Source organism: Deinococcus puniceus (assembly GCF_001644565.1).
Lineage (GTDB): Bacteria > Deinococcota > Deinococci > Deinococcales > Deinococcaceae > Deinococcus > Deinococcus puniceus.
In genome coordinates, this window is record NZ_CP011387.1 from 424,866 (window position 1) to 441,038 (window position 16,173).

General features: G+C 62.1%; 17 protein-coding genes. 15 read left to right on the top strand and 2 right to left on the bottom strand.

The features are described from left to right. Positions 1-2 precede the first annotated feature (2 nt). Entirely contained in the window at positions 3-1,037 is a 1,035-nt protein-coding gene (locus SU48_RS01990) for a DNA topoisomerase IB (RefSeq protein WP_064013783.1), read from the top strand. Here SU48_RS01990 and SU48_RS01995 read toward each other — a convergent pair. Then, entirely contained in the window at positions 1,034-2,152 is a 1,119-nt protein-coding gene (locus tag SU48_RS01995; RefSeq protein ID WP_064013784.1) for an alpha-hydroxy acid oxidase, read from the bottom strand. The genes SU48_RS01990 and SU48_RS01995 overlap by 4 nt on opposite strands. Before the next feature lie 90 nt (positions 2,153-2,242). Between SU48_RS01995 and SU48_RS02000 the strand changes: the two genes are divergently transcribed. Beyond that, positions 2,243-2,743 (top strand): DUF427 domain-containing protein, encoded by a 501-nt coding sequence (locus SU48_RS02000; RefSeq protein ID WP_064013785.1) that lies wholly within the window; start codon positions 2,243-2,245, stop codon positions 2,741-2,743. 13 nt (positions 2,744-2,756) lie between these two features. On the opposite strand, the gene SU48_RS13860 is transcribed toward SU48_RS02000, so the two are convergent. Then, entirely contained in the window at positions 2,757-3,767 is a 1,011-nt protein-coding gene (locus tag SU48_RS13860; protein ID WP_197474671.1) for an RCC1 domain-containing protein, read from the bottom strand. Positions 3,768-4,096: 329 nt separating this feature from the next. Between SU48_RS13860 and SU48_RS02005 the strand changes: the two genes are divergently transcribed. The 13 genes from SU48_RS02005 (at position 4,097) to SU48_RS02065 (ending at position 16,133) form a co-directional block, all read left to right on the top strand. Continuing rightward, entirely contained in the window at positions 4,097-4,507 is a 411-nt protein-coding gene (locus tag SU48_RS02005) for a hypothetical protein (RefSeq protein ID WP_064013786.1), read from the top strand. A gap of 1 nt (position 4,508) precedes the next feature. Beyond that, complete coding sequence (gene pth / locus SU48_RS02010) at positions 4,509-5,189, top strand: aminoacyl-tRNA hydrolase (RefSeq protein WP_064013787.1); 681 nt, start codon at positions 4,509-4,511, stop codon at positions 5,187-5,189. A gap of 105 nt (positions 5,190-5,294) precedes the next feature. After that, a complete protein-coding gene (locus SU48_RS02015; RefSeq protein WP_064013788.1) occupies positions 5,295-5,852 on the top strand; it encodes a DUF4126 domain-containing protein in 558 nt (185 codons plus the stop codon). 302 nt (positions 5,853-6,154) lie between these two features. Further along, positions 6,155-6,529, top strand: coding sequence for a P-II family nitrogen regulator (locus tag SU48_RS02020; RefSeq protein ID WP_064015787.1), 375 nt, complete (start codon positions 6,155-6,157; stop codon positions 6,527-6,529). Between the two features lie 32 nt (positions 6,530-6,561). Next, complete coding sequence (locus SU48_RS02025; protein WP_064013789.1) at positions 6,562-7,869, top strand: ammonium transporter; 1,308 nt, start codon at positions 6,562-6,564, stop codon at positions 7,867-7,869. A 376-nt stretch (positions 7,870-8,245) separates the two neighbouring features. Beyond that, a complete protein-coding gene (locus SU48_RS02030; protein ID WP_064013790.1) occupies positions 8,246-8,563 on the top strand; it encodes a V-type ATPase subunit subunit G family protein in 318 nt (105 codons plus the stop codon). After that, complete coding sequence (locus SU48_RS02035) at positions 8,560-10,635, top strand: V-type ATP synthase subunit I (RefSeq protein ID WP_082869617.1); 2,076 nt, start codon at positions 8,560-8,562, stop codon at positions 10,633-10,635. The genes SU48_RS02030 and SU48_RS02035 overlap by 4 nt, the downstream gene beginning before the upstream one ends. A 17-nt stretch (positions 10,636-10,652) precedes the next feature. Continuing rightward, the gene (locus SU48_RS02040; RefSeq protein ID WP_064013791.1) at positions 10,653-10,955 is read left to right on the top strand and encodes a V-type ATP synthase subunit K; all 303 of its coding nucleotides are present in this window, start codon (positions 10,653-10,655) and stop codon (positions 10,953-10,955) included. A gap of 1 nt (position 10,956) precedes the next feature. Further along, positions 10,957-11,514 carry a V-type ATP synthase subunit E gene (locus SU48_RS02045; RefSeq protein ID WP_064013792.1) on the top strand — a complete coding sequence of 186 codons (558 nt, stop codon included), beginning with the start codon at positions 10,957-10,959 and terminating at the stop codon, positions 11,512-11,514. A 12-nt stretch (positions 11,515-11,526) separates the two neighbouring features. Then, entirely contained in the window at positions 11,527-12,504 is a 978-nt protein-coding gene (locus SU48_RS02050; RefSeq protein ID WP_064013793.1) for a V0D/AC39 family V-type ATPase subunit, read from the top strand. Then, positions 12,501-12,854 carry a V-type ATP synthase subunit F gene (locus SU48_RS02055; RefSeq protein ID WP_064013794.1) on the top strand — a complete coding sequence of 118 codons (354 nt, stop codon included), beginning with the start codon at positions 12,501-12,503 and terminating at the stop codon, positions 12,852-12,854. Before SU48_RS02050 ends, SU48_RS02055 begins: the two co-directional genes overlap by 4 nt. Positions 12,855-12,978: 124 nt before the next feature. Beyond that, positions 12,979-14,727 carry a V-type ATP synthase subunit A gene (locus tag SU48_RS02060; protein ID WP_064013795.1) on the top strand — a complete coding sequence of 583 codons (1,749 nt, stop codon included), beginning with the start codon at positions 12,979-12,981 and terminating at the stop codon, positions 14,725-14,727. Beyond that, positions 14,724-16,133 carry a V-type ATP synthase subunit B gene (locus SU48_RS02065; protein ID WP_064013796.1) on the top strand — a complete coding sequence of 470 codons (1,410 nt, stop codon included), beginning with the start codon at positions 14,724-14,726 and terminating at the stop codon, positions 16,131-16,133. The genes SU48_RS02060 and SU48_RS02065 overlap by 4 nt, the downstream gene beginning before the upstream one ends. Positions 16,134-16,173 lie beyond the last annotated feature (40 nt).

Sequence of the window (16,173 nt, forward strand, 5' to 3'; positions counted from 1 at the left end):
ACGTGCCCGGACGCACCGAACTCCTTCAAGACGAATACTTGCGGCGCGGGGGCCATGACCCCAAAGCCTTTGCTTACGCCTTCCCTGATGGCGAGCCTTACACCGACCCCGACGGCTTGGCCCGCATCGCTGCGTTGGCCGTGCCGCCCGCTTATACCGATGTGTATGTGTCGCCCGACCCGGACGCCGAATTGCAAGCCTTTGGCCGAGACGCCGCTGGACGGCTGCAATACCGCTACCATCCCGATTTTGTGCAGATCGGGGCGCTGAAAAAGTGGCAACGGCTGACGCGCTTTGCCGGAGCCTTGCCCACCTTGCGGGCCGTGACCACCACCGACCTGCGCCTCAGCGGGTTGCCGCCGCGCAAGGTCATGGCCCTGATGAGCCGCGTGCTGCATGTGGCCCGTTTCCGGGTGGGCAGTGACGCCTATGCCCGTGACCACAAAACCTACGGTCTGAGTACGCTGCGGCAAAATCATGTGGGGGTGCAGGGCAGCACCGTCACCTTTCATTTTCGCGGCAAACACGGGGTCACGCAGCATAAGGCCACCCAAGACCGCACGCTGGCCGCCAACATAGAGCGCCTGCTGGAATTGCCGGGGCCGTGGCTGTTTCAGGCCGTGCAGGACGACACCCGCAGCCGCATTCGCGCTCCCGCCCTCAATTCCTACCTGCGGGAAGTCATCGGGCCGTTTACCGCCAAGGACTTCCGAACGTGGGGGGGAACCCTGCTGGCCGCCGAATTTTTGGCCGAAGCAGGCGTACCGGAAAGCGAACGCGCCGCCCGCAAAACCCTCGTGGAATGCGTGAAATATGTGGCCGCCGACTTGGGCAACACGCCCGCCGTGACGCGGGGCAGCTATATTTGCCCAGTTATTTTTGACCGATACCTAGAGGGTAAGGTGCTGGACGACTACGAACCCCGGGCCGCCAAATTGCCCCCGGAACTCGAAGGCCTGACCCGCAGTGAAGCGGCGCTGAAGCGGTTGCTGGAAAGCGAAAAAGCGCTGCGTGGGCGGCGGAAGAAGGCGGATTAATTCCGAATCAGATCCCGGCCTAGTTCCCCCACGCTCACCTTGCCGCACAGGGCCATGGCCAGCCGCAATTCTTCGTTCAGTAGGTGGAGGGTGCGGGTGACGCCTGCTTCCCCACCCGCCGCAAGGCCCCACAAGGCGGAGCGGCCCAAAAAGACGCCCTGTGCGCCCAGAGCCAACGCTTTCAGCACATCGGTGCCGCGAGTCACGCCGCCGTCTAGGTAGACCTCGCTGCGGCCTGCCACCGCGTCCACCACTTCGGGGAGGGCGTCTATGGCACTGACGGCGGTGTCCAGTTGCCGCCCACCGTGATTGCTGACCCACACATGGCAGCCGTGCTGAGCGGCCAATTCCGCGTCTTCGGCGGTCAGGATGCCCTTCAGCACGATGGGCAATGAGGTCACGCCGCGCAGCCACGCCAAGTCGTTCCAAGTCACGGTCTTATCCACCAAGCCCTGAAAATAGTTGACGAGTTGCGATCCCATGTCGGTTTCTATTCCGGCCAATTCCTGCCGTGTTCCGGCGTTGGGCACGCCCAGATGGGGCGGAAGGGCAAAGCGGTTGCGCTCGTTGGGTTCGCGGCGGCCCAAAAACGGCGCGTCTACGGTCAGCACCAACGCCCGCGCTCCCGCAGCCTCGGCCCGCTGCACCACTTCCGCACTGATTTCGCGCTGGCGATAGAGGTAGAGCTGAAACCAGAACCCTGTGCTGGCCTGCTTTGCCACTGCCTCAATCGGCGTATTGGAAAAGGTGCTGAGCGTCATGACCGTGCCCATGCTGGCCGCGCCGCGTGCCGTGCCCAGTTCGGCGTCAGCGTGCGCCAGCCCGTGAAAAGCGCTGGGGGCGATGGCAATCGGCGTCTGCACGGGCAGGCCCAGCAGCGTGGTGCGGGTGTCCACGTTCGACACGTCCACCAGCATGCGGGGCCGCAGTTTCAGGCGGCGAAAGCCTTCGCGGTTGTCCCGCAGCGTCACCTCGTCGTTTGCGCCGCTGGCGTAGTATTCGTGCGCGTTCTGATCCAGTGCGGCGCGGCCCAGCGCCTCTATTTCGGCCAGATTCACGGTCTGTTCCAGCGTCGGTTTCGGCGTCTGTGATGCACCCAGCGGCAGCGTGGTCATGGCCTTACCATCCGCTTCCTTTTACTGAGAGTCAAGGGACTTCGTAGCCTTCCTGACGGCAAGCGGCCCCGCCCCGGCGCAAGCTGAGCCATGTTGCGTTCTCCCAAACCTATTGCTCCCCGCGCAGGCCAAGAAAGCGTGTGGGCCTACCCGCGCCCGCCCCGCTTGGAACGCACCGCCAAACGGATAGAAGTCGTGCTGGGCGGCGTTGTTATTGCCGATACCACTGACGCTTACCGGGTACTGGAAACCAGTCATCCCCCCGGTTACTACCTACCCCGCGCCGCCTTTTTGCCCGGTGTGCTGGAGGCCGCCCACGGCGCAAGCTTTTGCGAATGGAAGGGCGAGGCCGCCTACTGGACGCTCTCGGCAGGCGGAAAGACAGCCGCCCGCGCAGGCTGGAGCTATGAGCGGCCCACGCCTGCCTTTGCTGCCATTGCCGGATTTGTGGCCGTGTATGCGGGCCAGATGGACGAATGCCGCCTAGACGGCGAGCGCGTGACGCCGCAGCCGGGCGGGTTTTATGGCGGCTGGATTACGGCGGATGTGGTGGGGCCGTTTAAGGGCGGGCCGGGGTCTATGGGTTGGTAGGGTGTTGGCTAAATCAAGGACGAGCAACCTTAACACCAATTACTGACACGGGTGTTTCTGTAGATTGCTTACTGCCGTTGCCCAACTGTCCGTAAGTGTTGTCTCCTATTGAAAACAGCCTTCCATCTCTATCAAGAAAAAGAGCGTGCGTACGGGAAACACTAATATCGATGATATTTTGCAATCCATTAACTATTCGAGGTACTGTAGGCGTTCCTGTTTTATCTACAGTAAATTCCCGAACCTCTCCATTCTTTGTTGCAACGTAGCCTCTCCCACCAGTACCCAACATGTTGATGCTGCTCATTTTATTTATGTCCTGAAAGCCAGCCAAAGCGGTTGCGCCTTTTTGATCTATTCGCATGGCTGTACCGTTTTGTAATTGAGCCAAAAAGCTGGAGTCGGTGAGCGGGGTAATCGTCACAACCTCGCTGATAGCAGGGATACTCTTTAGAGTGCCATCACAGTCATTCGATATAAAAGCATTGCCATTGCTATCTATAGCTGCGATGTATCCAGTGCTGTTTGTGCTACCGACGCTGATTGCATAAGTTACGTTTTTGAGCGGATTTCTTAAGCGTCCGTTACCACGTGTATAGGAAAAAGTGCCGTCGCCAGCAGAAACAAGCAGGCAAGCGCCATAGCTCACATACTTGATATTTTTCTCTAAAACTGCTGGTGTACCTCGGTCTTTCCCCCAAGCCCAGAGATTGCGATCTTCAGTCAGAGCTAAGCCCATCAGACTAAAATTAGCGTCAGCCGCAGTAGCTACGGCAGATACGTTGGTGAGTCCTTCTACAAGCAGTGGGACGGGGTTAGCGATTGCTTTGGCTCCGGGCACTTGTTTCCTATCATTGCGTCCCCAAGCCCAGAGGCGGCCATCTTCCGCAATAGCTAAGCTGTAGCCGTCGCCTGCAACGAAAGTATGGGTTCGCCAAGGCGTTGAAATTGCTGTGCTGGCAGCCTGAATTTGCACGGTAGCGAACGCCTTTCGAGTCGCATCCTTCGGATCTTGTGCAGTCACAGTAATGCTTACCCCGGTTGCGGGGGTCTCAAGCACCACACGAGTCCCGCGTAGGCTCCCCAAATTGCCGCCACTCGATTGCCACAGGACATCCTCATTGGCCGACAGAATGACAAGACTGTTGGGTAAGACTTGCTGTGTAGCAGGAGTGATTCGCAAGGGTTCGGCACAAGCAGATCCCAAGAGTGCCAGACTCAACAGAAGGCAACGCATAGACATCCTGTATACCAAAGAAATGACTGGGCTGTAAGCAAACTTTCTATATTTCGACTACGCGGCGTGCCTTTCCTTAAACGCCCCTCCCCGCCTACCCTTGATACCCTGATTCCATGACGGCTTCTGATGAACGCATTCGCTCCAAACTGACGGCGCTGGTGCCTGCGCTGCGGCATTTTCATTCGGCGCTGCTGGACTTTGCCAAAGGTGAATACGAATTCCTGAACGGGCCGGTGCAGGGGCCATTCGCCCTGTATTCCTTGGTCATGAACCACCCCTCGTTTCAGTGGTTGCGCCCGCTGTCGGGCTTTATGGCCACGCTGGATGAAGTGCTGGACGCCAAAGGCACGCCCATGACCGAGCGCAATGTGGCTGATGCAAAGCAGGCGCTGGGGCTGCTCTTCGCCGACACCGACACCCAATTTGCCGATTTCCGGGCGGGGTACCGGCGGGCCAAAACTGACCTACGTGTGCGCGAAACAGAGGCACGTTGGCGCGAGATCTTAACTTCTCTGGAGGCGTGAGTTGCGCCTGATTGTCGGCCTCGGCAATCCCGGCACGCAGTACGCCCGCACCCGGCACAACGTGGGCTGGCTGGTGCTGGATGAACTGGGACGGCGTTGGGGGGCCACGTGGCGCAAAGAAAAAGACGCGGAACTGGCCGAAATCCGCGTGGGGGCCGCGCCCGGAACCAAGGTGCTGCTGGTGCGCCCGCTGACGTTTATGAATGCGTCGGGCAAAGCCGTTGCGCCGTTGGTGTCCTTTTACAAGTTGGAGCCGGAGGCACTTCTGGCCGTTCAGGACGACCTCGACAGCCCGTTTGGGTTACTGAAATTTCGCCCCAGTGGGCGGCATGGCGGCCAAAACGGAATCCGTGACCTGATTCGGGTTCTCGGCACCGAAGCCTTTCCACGCCTGAAAATTGGCATTTCGCGGCCCCCGGCAGGCTGGGACGTGAGCGATTGGGTGCTGAGCCGCTGGCGCGACGAAGAAGCGGAGACGTTGGCCGAACTGATCCGGCTGGGGGCCAACGCCGCCGAAGTCTGGGCGCAACACGGGCTGAAAGAAGGTCAGGCGCAATTTAATGGCACAGATCTGAGGCCTAAGCCGGAGCCGCTCAAAGTGGAGACCGTCAAGGTTGAGCCAGTCAAGGTTGAGCCAGTCAAAGTGGAGACGGTGCAAGCCGGGGCAGATGAAGTGCGGTGATCAGAGGCCGCCCTTGCCCTGCCCTTAGACCCTAGACCCTTAGACTGCCCTCACCGCAACCCTGCCCCGCAACACTTCCCCCGCTCACCGCGTATAAGGAGCCGTATGGAACTCCTCACTGGACTGCTTTCCTCGCTGGGCCTCTCCGGGGCGGCGGGCCTGAACGCTTATATTCCGCTGCTGGTGGTGGGCCTGCTCTCGCGTTTTGGCGTGCTGGAACTGTCGCAGCCCTTTGATTTGTTGGGCAACGTATGGGTGTTGGTAGGCGTGGGCGTGATCGGCCTGCTGGACTTTGTGGGCGACAAGATTCCCGGTGTAGACCATCTGCTCCACCTGTTCGGCGGCGTGGTCAATGCAGTGGCGGGGGCCATCCTGTTTGCGTCTCAGGCGGGTGTGGCCGATGTGCCCCCGGCCCTCAGCCTCGCATTGGGCCTGATCGTGGCAGGCGGCGTACAAGCCACGCGCACGGTCATTCGTCCGGTGGCAACGGCAACCACAGGCGGTTTGGGCAACCCAGTCATCAGCACCGCCGAGGACGGGGCCAGCCTGACCATCAGCGTGCTGGCAATTTTTGCCCCCATTCTGGCGGTGCTGGGTTTGGCAGGCGTACTGGTGGTGGCCTACCGCCTGTGGGCGCGGGTGCGGGGCCGCCGATTGCTGTAGACCAGCATTTCACCGCCAGATTCGGCAGGGGAGAGGGGCCAGCACACGGCCTCTCTTTTTTGTTGCCCGCCGTGTTCTACTCGTTTGGCGGCAAAATGTCTAGCTTTTCTGCGACAGTTTGGCAGGTCATCTTCATGCACACCCTGATTTCTGGACAACTTGTGCAAAATGACCGTCAAAATCTAGCCAGATGTCCGGGTTTTCGTTGACATCCTGCACGGACTTCCTCACACTGAACCCATGCAGGGATGCACCGAGCCAACATTGACGGCCTGCAAATTAAGCAGTGCAAAGGAGACGCCATGAAACTAGTCACGGCGGTTGTGCGCCCCGAGCGGGTGCAGCAGGTCAAGGAAGCCCTATTTCAAGCGGGGATCAGCGGCATTACCCTCAGCCGGGTCAGCGGGCACGGCGGCGAGCAAGAAGTCGTGGAGCATTACCGGGGCACCCGCGTGATGGTGGAGTTCCGCGACAAGGTGGAATTCCGGATGGCGGTGTCTGAACCCTTCGTGCAGGCGGCCATAGACGCCATTTGCCGGGGCGCACGCACAGGCGAAGTGGGCGACGGCAAGATTTTCGTGCAGAACCTTGACCGGGTGGTGCGGATTCGCACGGGCGAAGAAGACAGCGCCGCCCTGACGCCCGTGACCGAAAAGAAACTGACGCCGAGCTTCTGAGCGGCCCCAAGAACGCCCCCGGAGGGAGAGACATGACGAACCTGAACAAAATCCTGCCCACCCTGCTGCTGCTCGGCGGCGCGGCCTTGGCACAAGCGGCCACCCCCGAACTGAACACGGGCGACACCGCGTGGCTGCTGATCGCCTCGGCCCTCGTCCTGTTGATGACGCCCGGACTGGCCTTCTTTTACGGCGGCTTGACCCGCGCCCAGAGCGTGCTGAACACCATGATGATGAGCTTCGTCGCCATCGGCTTGGTGGCTGTCCTGTGGACACTGGCCGGATACACCATCGCCTTCGGCCCCGGCGGGAACGCCTTCTTCGGCAGCTTCGCCAACTTCGGCCTAGAGGGTTTGAAAGACCAACTCAGCGGCACGATTCCCACCTTCGTCTTTGCTGCCTTTCAGGGCATGTTCGCCATCATCGCGCTGGCCCTGATTTCCGGCGCAGTCGTGGAGCGCATGCGCTTCGGCGCGTACCTGCTGTTCGGCGGCCTCTGGAGCCTGCTGATTTACGCGCCCCTGGCCCACATGGTCTGGAGCAGCGACGGCTGGCTCTTTAAAGACGGCGCACTGGACTTTGCAGGCGGCACTGTGGTTCACATCGCCGCTGGTGTGAGTGCGTTGGTCGCGGCGTTCGTGGTCGGCCCCCGCATCGGGCATGGCCGCACCGCCCACATTCCCCACAACGTACCGTTTGTGCTGTTGGGCGCGGGCCTGCTGTGGTTCGGCTGGATGGGCTTCAACGCTGGCTCGGCCCTCGCCGCCAACCAGACCGCCGGACTCGCTTTCATCACTACCCTGATCGCTCCTGCCGCCGCCATGCTGGGCTGGCTGGCTTGGGAAGCTGCCCGCAACGGCAAGCCCACCGCCGTCGGTGCCGCCACCGGTTTGGTCGTCGGTCTGGTCGCCATCACGCCCGCCTGCGCCTTCGTCACCCCTTGGGCCGCCATTGTGATCGGACTGTTGGCCGCCACCGCTTCTTACTGGGCCGTGCAGCTGAAGGCCAAACTCAAGGCCGACGACGCCCTAGACGTGTTCGCCTGTCACGGGGTGGCCGGAATCGTAGGCGCACTCTTGACCGGAGCCTTGGCGTGGACAACGGGTGCGGGCAAACCCTTCGGTGAGCAGATGATCACCCAGATCGTGGCCGTCCTGTTCACGGTGGTCTTTACCGGCCTCGGCACCTTCGTCCTGCTGAAACTGGTCGGCCTGATCATGCCGCTGCGGATTCCTGCCAGTCAGGAAATCACGGGCATCGACATCAGCGCCCACAGCGAGCAGGGCTACAGCGAAAGCGAAACGGGCCTCGGCGCACCCGTGTTCGTCGGCGGCGACTGAATCTTTTCCTACGCCTGACCCTCTACTCCCCTCTGATCTCTTCTCTTCCCCCAAATCCGAACCTCCACGTCTGGCCCGCCACTGACCGCATCCCCAGTGGCGGGCGCTGCTGTGCCGATAGAGTTGTGCTCTTTTCAGCACTCAGGGCCGAAACGGTAGCCAACCTGACGGTGCTTTTTGCCAGTCGTCTCATCAAGTTGCCCCTGCCGGGACGCATGCCCCCTCAGTGCAATTGGAGGCGTGTGTTAGGATGCTTGCTGAGTCTGACGTCATTCTAAGGGTCGGGCCACCACAGCTCTGGCACCCTCTTCATGCCACCGTTTTTAGGGTGGTCTGTTTGGGTGTCTTGAGCCGCGATGGTAAAGGAGGAGGGGATTTGGACGCTTCAAGTCGAGTCTTGAGTGAACTGGCCAGCCGTGAGGCCGCGCTGGACGCCCAGATCGAAGCGGCCCGCGAGGAAGCGAAGCGGGAGGTCGAGGCTGCCGAGCAGGAAGCGGCCCGTATTCTCCGTGACGCGGAGGCGCGCGCTCAGGCCATGCAGGCCGAACATGACGGGCAGCTCACCACAGAAACGCAGGCTATTCGTGCCGACGCCACCGCGCAGGCGGAGGGCGACGCGCAGGTGTCGCGTGAACGGGCCAGCGCCCGGATTCAGCAGGCCGCCGAACACATTCTGAAGGCGGTGTTGCCGTGATCAACCCCATGCAGCAAGTCATTATTGCCGTTCGCAAGCGGGACAGCGAAGCGGTAATTACGGCCCTGCAAGACGCCGGGGTGCTGCACCTCAAGCCCATCACGGGCGGCCCGCTGAACACGGGATCACTGGCAGGCCAAGACGCTTTGGCCCGCCGCGAAGACGAACGCCTGCTGGCACGGGCAGAAAGCACCATCGCCGAACTCGGCGCTTACCGCCCCGCTCCTGCTCCCCTGCCCGCGCAGGGCGAGTGGGAAAACGTGGTGGAGGCCGCCGCTGTTCCGGTGGGGGCGCTGGCCAAGGAACGGCAGGTGCTTCAGGCCGATCTGGACGCCGAAGCGGCTTACGGCCCGGCGGTGCGTGCCTTGTCTCATATCGTGGGCGGGCTAGACCGTAGCCGCCGCGTGAGCCTCGTGCCGTTCCTGCTTCAGCCCACCGACAACGTGGCCGAACTGGACGCGGCGCTGCAAGGTTCGCTGAAAGACCGCTACCTGCTGGCCACCGAGCCTGTGGGCCAGAACCGCGTCGGCGTCATCGCAACCCTGAGAGGGGAACGCGACGCCGCCCGCACGGCGCTGGGCAAGGTTCGCCTCGGTGAACTGCGCTTGCCGGGCCGCTTCGACACTATGCCCCTCTCTGAGGCCGCCGCAGAAATGGAGCGGATTCAGAAGGGCGGCGCTGACCGTCAAGTGGCGCTGAACGGCACCCGCGAAAAGCTGGCGCAGACGCACGGCCCCGCGCTGTACGCCGTGCGCGACGCCCTCAAAGACCGGGTCGCCATTCACGACGTGCGGGCGGTATCGGCTCGGGGTAAATACAGCCTCGCCATGCAGGGCTACGTGCCCGCAGACCGCGTGCCTGCCCTGACCGCCGCGCTGGGCAAATTCGGTGACGCCGTCAGCTACGAGCTCCACGAGGCCGACGAACACCATGACCGCACCATTCCGGTCGAACTGAAGAACAACAGCTATGTGCGGCCCTTCAGCCTCGTCATGGGTCTGATGAGCCTGCCCAAATACGGCACCTTCGATCCCACGTGGGTCATCGCCGTGTTTTTCCCGCTGTTCTTCGGGATCATCATTGCCGATATCGGCTACGGCCTGCTGTTCCTGCTGTTCGGAATGTGGCTGCTGGGCAAGGCCAAGCGCAACGAGGGTTGGAATCTCAGCTTCTTCGGGGCGTATATTCCGCCCGCGACCCTCAAAGACCTCGGCTTCGTCACCAACGTGATGGCGGCTTGGGCCATCTTGTGGGGCGTCCTCACCGGCGAATTCTTCGGCACCCTGCTGGAGCATATGCATTTCTTCTACATCAACCCCGGTCTGCTTGACCGCCTGTGGGGTTGGACTGGCCTGACCTTCCCTGTCGAGCCTGAAAAGGTGGCAGAGGGCTATTACAAGGGCCTGATTCCGATTGTCTTCCCCCGTCTGGAAACCAGCTACTTTTCCAATGTGGCGCTGGTGTTCTCGCTGCTGTTCGGGATTCTGCAAGTCCTGTGGGGCTGGGGCATCCGCATTCAGCAGGGTGTCAAGCACAAAGACCCCGTGCATGTCTGGGAAGGTCTCGCCCTGTTCGGCGGTGTGGGCGCGCTGATTCTGATGGCCTTCGCAACGCAGGCAGGCAAGAACTTCGGTGAGTTCTCCAACTTCGCCAACCCCCTGATTCTGCTGATGTACGTGGGCTTTGCCCTGTTCCTGATCGGCTGGATCCGGGTCATCAAGCACTACCCGCTGCTGCCCATCGAACTGCTCTCGCAGGGCGGCGCAGTCGTCAGCTACGCCCGTATCTTCGCGGTGGGTCTGGTCAGTGCCATTCTCGCCAAACTGTGTACCGACGTGGGCTGGAGCCTGTACGAAAATATCGGCTTCCTCGGCATCATCATCGGGGTCATTCTCGGCGCGGCGCTGCACTTCTTCGTGCTGGCCCTCACCCTGATCGGCCACGTGATTCAGCCGTTGCGTCTGCATATGGTCGAATTTCTCAACCCCACCGGCTTCAACGCCGAAACCAGCCCCGCGTACAATCCTCTTCGCCGCCTCAGCCCACGCACCAGCGCCGGGCAGGTCAAATAATTTCAGGAGTGTCCACTATGACCAAGTACAACAAGATCGTCCTCGCTTCCCTCGTTCTCGCCCTCGCCACCAGTGGTCTGGCCCAAGAAGCGGGCGCAGCAGCCAACGATGACCTGTACCGTGGGTTGCGTGCCATCGGCGCAGGCTTGGCCCTCGGCCTCGGCGCAGTGGGCACCGGCATCGCGCAGGCCCGCATCGGCTCCAGCTTGGTCGGCGCAGTGGCCGAAGACCCCAGCAAGGCCGGTAGCCTGCTGCTCTACTTCCTGATCCCCGAAACGCTCGTGATCTTCGGCTTCCTCGCCCTGTTCATCCTGAACTGATATGGCGCTCGACAAGCTTCTCGAACAGGAGGCGCAATCGGAAATCGAGCGCATCCGCGCCGAAGCCCGTGACCGCGCCGCCGCCATCCTGAAAGACGCCCAAGACCGTGCCGAATCGCTGCTGGACAGCCGCACCCGCGCCCTGCAAAACCAGCGCCAAGCCGGGCTGGTGCGGGCACGCAGCGCCGCCGAGTTGGAGCGCAGCGCCTCCCGCCTCAAAGCGGGCGAGTCCAGCCTGACGCAGGTGTACAGCCTCGTAGAAGGGCACTTGCAAGAAGTGATCGCGGCTCCCGAGTACCGGGAGATCTTGTCCCGCCTGATCTGGCAGGCTCGCGAAGCCATTCCCAATGCCGACGCGGTCGAAGTGAACCCCGCCGACGTGCTGGTGGCCCGCGAACTCGTGTCTGACCTGCCCGTGCGTGAAAACGCTGGAATCGTCGGCGGCGTGCGCGTGCTGTCTAACGGCGGCAAGAGCGGCATCACCAACACCCTCGCGGGCCGCTTGGAGCGCGTGAAGGGTGAACTCGCGCCGCAGATCAGCCGTCTGCTGGCCGAGTAAAGGACGCTGGCCATGCCCGACGACTATTCCTACATCAACACGCGGGTTCGTATCATGCGAACCAAACTGCTCGACGGGCGCTCGCTCGACTCGGCGCTCTCGTCGGGCAGCTATCAGGAATTCCTGCGCGTGCTGACCGAAACCGAACTGGCCGCCAACATGCGCGAAACCACCACCGAGGGTGCGGGCCTGCCTGAGCTTGACCGCGCCCTGTCCGAGAACCTGTTTGCCACCACCCAGAAGGTGCTGAACTTTGCCGATGGCGACGCCAAACGCGAGATTCAGGCCCTGCTGATGAAGTGGGATCTGGTGAATCTCAAGACCATCGCGCGTGGTGTGGTGGGTGGGCGCGGTGCCGACGCCATTCTGAGCAGCCTGATTCCGGGCGGCACCATTAAAACGGCGGCCCTGCAAACGGCGGCCCAGAGCAGTGACCTTGCCGCAGCCGCCACCGCCATCGCCATCAGCGGGCATCCGCTGGCCAAGTCGATGCGCGACGGGGCCAGTGCCTACGCTGCCAGCAGCCGCCTGCTCGACCTAGAAGTGGCGCTGGATCAGGGCTACTACCGCCACGCGCTAAACGTGGCCCGCAACACCAGCCTGCGCCGCTACCTGAGCCGGGAAATCGACGTGACCAACGCGCTGATTGCCCGCGCCAGCAAAGGCCAACCCCTCGACCCCAACCTGTTCGTGGCGGGCGGGCACCTTGACGCAGGCGGCTACGCCCGCTTGGCAGGCGGGGACGCAGGCGGCGTGCCTGACATCGTGGGCATTCTGGACGCGCCCACGCTGGAAGACGCCGAAGTGGCGGCCCGCACGGCGCTCGACAACTCGGCCCGCAATGTGGCGGCCAGCGATCCCGAAGGTGTGGGGATCATCCTTGATTTTCTGCGCCGCAAGGAAATAGAGATCGCCAAGCTGCGCCTGATCGCACGCGGGAAGTTTTATAACCTGAGTGCCGAGCAGATTCGCAAAGAGGTGCAAGCATGACGGCCCCCACTTTGGCAGGCGGCATGCAGCGCGTGGCCGTGCTAACCGACAACGAAACGGCCACCGGCTACCGCCTCGCAGGTGCAGAAGTGATCGAGGTCACCGCAGACAGCGCCCTGCGCGAACTCGAAGCCCTGATCAACGGCAACCGTTACGGCCTGATTGCGGTGGACACCGGCCTGATTCCTGATCCGGCCACCGCCACCGCCCGCGTCATGCGGGGCCGCGACTTGCCTATTCTGCTCCCCATTCCCAGCCTTGCCGACGCTTTCAGTGCCGATACCGTGGACGCCAAAGCCTACATGGGTAAACTCGTGCGCGAGACCATCGGCTTTGATATCAAGCTTTAAACCCGTCTAAGGGTCAAAAGGTCTAAGGGTCTAAGGGCAAGACCCACCAATGCCTACAAACGTTGGAAGGTTCTTTCCTTAGACTCTTAGACCCTAGACCCTTAGACCCTCTCAAGGAGAACGAATGACGCAGAACAAAGCAGGCGTCGTGCAGAGTATCGCTGGCCCCGCCGTGATCGCCAACGGCATGTACGGCGCGAAAATGTACGACATCGTGCGCGTAGGCTCGGAGCGTCTGGTCGGAGAAATCATCCGGTTGGACGGCAACACGGCCTTCGTGCAGGTGTATGAAGATACCAGCGGCCTGACTGTGGGCGAACCCGTGGTCACCACCAACTTGCCCCTCAGCGTGGAGCTGGGGCCGGGCATGCTCAACGGCATCTACGACGGCATTCAGCGTCCTCTGGATAAAATCCGTGAGGCTTCGGGCGACTTCATCGCTCGCGGCATCGAGGTCAGCAGCCTTGACCGCACCAAAACGTGGGCCTTTACCCCCAGCGTCAGCGTGGGCGATATGGTCAGCGGGTCTTCGATTCTGGGCACCGTGCCCGAATTCAGCTTTACCCACAAGATCCTGACGCCCCCCGACAAGAGCGGCAAGCTGCGCTGGGTGGCGGCGGCAGGCGAGTACACCATCGACGATACGATTGGCGAACTCGAAGACGGAACCAAGCTCCGCATGGCCCACTATTGGCCCGTGCGTGCGCCCCGTCCCGTCGCCAAGAAGCTCGACCCCAGCCTGCCCTTCCTGACCGGAATGCGCATTCTGGATGTGCTGTTCCCTCTGGTGATGGGCGGCGCGGCGGCTATTCCCGGCCCGTTCGGATCGGGCAAAACCGTAACGCAGCAAAGCGTGGCGAAGTACGGCAACGCCGACATCGTGGTGTACGTGGGTTGCGGCGAGCGCGGCAACGAGATGACCGACGTGCTCGTGGAATTCCCTGAATTGGTTGACCCCAAGACGGGCGGCCCCCTGATGCACCGCACCATCCTGATCGCCAACACCTCCAACATGCCGGTGGCAGCGCGTGAAGCGTCCGTGTACACGGGCATTACGCTGGCCGAGTACTTCCGCGATCAGGGCTACAGCGTGTCCCTGATGGCCGACAGCACCAGCCGCTGGGCCGAAGCCCTCCGCGAAATCTCCAGCCGCCTTGAAGAAATGCCCGCAGAAGAAGGCTACCCGCCTTACCTCGGTGCAAAACTCGCGGCGTTCTACGAGCGTGCCGGAGCGGTGACCACCCTCGGCGGCGAAAGCGGCGCGGTCAGCGTGATCGGTGCAGTGTCTCCCGCAGGCGGCGACATGTCCGAACCCGTGACTCAGGCCACCCTGCGTATCACGGGCGCGTTCTGGCGCTTGGACGCTGGTCTGGCCCGCCGCCGCCACTTCCCGGCGATCAACTGGAACGGCTCTTACAGCCTGTTCACGCCCATTCTGGACGGCTGGTACCGCGCCAACGTCGGCCCCGACTTCCCCGAACTGCGCCAGCGCATCGGCAACCTGCTTCAGCAAGAAGCCGCGCTGCAAGAAGTGGTGCAACTCGTGGGCCCCGACGCCCTGCAGGACAACGAGCGCCTGATCATCGAAGCGGGCCGCATGTTGCGTCAGGATTTCCTGCAGCAAAACGGCTTCGACCCCGTCGACGCCAGCGCTTCCATGCCCAAAAACTACGGTCTGATGCAGATGTTCCTGAAGTTCTACGATCAGGCCGACATCGCGCTGAAGGGCGGAGCCACCATCGACGAAATTATTCAAAGCCCCGTGATCGAGAAACTGGGCCGCGCACGTTACACGCCCGAAGGTGAATTTGCCGCCTACCGCGACAACGTGCTGGCCGAACTCGACACGACCTTCAAGGGAGTCAAGGTATGACCCTGCTCAAGAAGGAATACAACGATGTGGCCTATATTTCCGGCCCCTTGTTGTTCGTGAACGCCGCTTCCGACCTCGCTTACGGCGCTATCGTCGAAATCAAGGACGGTCAGGGCAAGATTCGCGGCGGACAGGTCATCTCCGTGTCCGATGAAAACGCCGTGATTCAGGTGTTCGAAGAAACGCGTGGTCTTGACCTCGCCACCGCCAGCGTGAGCCTCGTTGAAGACGTGGCCCGCCTCGGCGTGAGCAAGGAAATGATTGGCCGCCGCTTCGACGGCTTGGGCCGCCCGATTGACGGTCTGCCGCAAGTGGTCGCCGAAAAGCGCGTGAGCATCAACGGCCAGCCCATGAACCCCACCGCCCGTGCCAAGCCCGAAGAATTTATTCAGACGGGCATCAGCACCATCGACGTGAACACCTCGCTGATCCGTGGTCAGAAGCTCCCGATCTTCTCGGGCAGCGGCTTGCCGCACAACGAACTGGCCGCCCAGATCGCCCGTCAGGCCAAAGTGCCCGGACACGAGGGTGACTTTGCCGTGGTGTTCGCCGCCATGGGTCTGACCCAGCGCGAAGTCAGCTTCTTCACGCAGGAGTTCGAGCGCACGGGCGCACTGGCCCGCTCGGTCTTGTTCCTGAACCGCGCCGACGATCCCGCCGTAGAGCGCCTGTTGACGCCCCGCATGGCGCTCACCACCGCCGAGTACTTGGCCTTTGAGCACGGCTACCACGTGTTGGTCATCCTGACCGACTTGACAAACTACTGTGAAGCCCTCCGCGAGATCGGCGGCGCACGTGAGGAAATCCCCGGACGACGCGGCTTCCCCGGCTACATGTACACCGACTTGGCCTCCCTTTACGAACGCGCAGGCGTGGTGCAGGGCAAGCCCGGATCGGTCACGCAGATTCCGATCTTGTCCATGCCCGACGACGATATTACGCACCCCATCCCCGACCTGACCGGCTACATCACCGAAGGCCAGATCGTGGTTGACCGGGCGCTGAACACCAAGGGCATCTTCCCGCCCATCAACCCGCTGCCCAGCCTGAGCCGCTTGCAGGGCAACGGCATTGGTAAGGGCAAGACCCGCGCCGACCACAAAAACGTGTCCGACCAGCTGTTCGCGGCTTACGCCAACGGCCTCGACCTCCGCAAACTGGTAGCCATCACGGGTGAAGACGCCCTCAGTGACACCGACAAGCTGTACCTGCGTTTCGCCGACGACTTCGAGAACTACTTCATCGGGCAGGGCGGCCAAGACCGTTCGATTGATGACAGCCTGACGGTGGCGTGGGGCATCTTGTCCAAGCTTCCCCAGAGCCAGCTGACGCGCCTGAGCCGCGACACCATCGACAAGTACTACGGTACCAAGGTGGACGAAATGTGGCGGGGCAACCGGATCTAAATCGGCTGTGGGACGTAGGCTGTGGGCTGTAGGCAGTGTC

Coding starts and splice junctions, on each gene's coding strand:
- SU48_RS02045 (WP_064013792.1), top strand. CDS start 10,957: ATGGCGCTCGACAAGCTTCTCGAACAGGAGGCGCAATCGGAAATCGAG.
- SU48_RS02050 (WP_064013793.1), top strand. CDS start 11,527: ATGCCCGACGACTATTCCTACATCAACACGCGGGTTCGTATCATGCGA.
- SU48_RS02005 (WP_064013786.1), top strand. CDS start 4,097: ATGACGGCTTCTGATGAACGCATTCGCTCCAAACTGACGGCGCTGGTG.
- SU48_RS02055 (WP_064013794.1), top strand. CDS start 12,501: ATGACGGCCCCCACTTTGGCAGGCGGCATGCAGCGCGTGGCCGTGCTA.
- SU48_RS02025 (WP_064013789.1), top strand. CDS start 6,562: ATGACGAACCTGAACAAAATCCTGCCCACCCTGCTGCTGCTCGGCGGC.
- SU48_RS02015 (WP_064013788.1), top strand. CDS start 5,295: ATGGAACTCCTCACTGGACTGCTTTCCTCGCTGGGCCTCTCCGGGGCG.
- SU48_RS02065 (WP_064013796.1), top strand. CDS start 14,724: ATGACCCTGCTCAAGAAGGAATACAACGATGTGGCCTATATTTCCGGC.
- SU48_RS02000 (WP_064013785.1), top strand. CDS start 2,243: ATGTTGCGTTCTCCCAAACCTATTGCTCCCCGCGCAGGCCAAGAAAGC.
- SU48_RS01995 (WP_064013784.1), bottom strand. CDS start 2,152: ATGACCACGCTGCCGCTGGGTGCATCACAGACGCCGAAACCGACGCTG.
- SU48_RS02040 (WP_064013791.1), top strand. CDS start 10,653: ATGACCAAGTACAACAAGATCGTCCTCGCTTCCCTCGTTCTCGCCCTC.
- SU48_RS02060 (WP_064013795.1), top strand. CDS start 12,979: ATGACGCAGAACAAAGCAGGCGTCGTGCAGAGTATCGCTGGCCCCGCC.
- SU48_RS02020 (WP_064015787.1), top strand. CDS start 6,155: ATGAAACTAGTCACGGCGGTTGTGCGCCCCGAGCGGGTGCAGCAGGTC.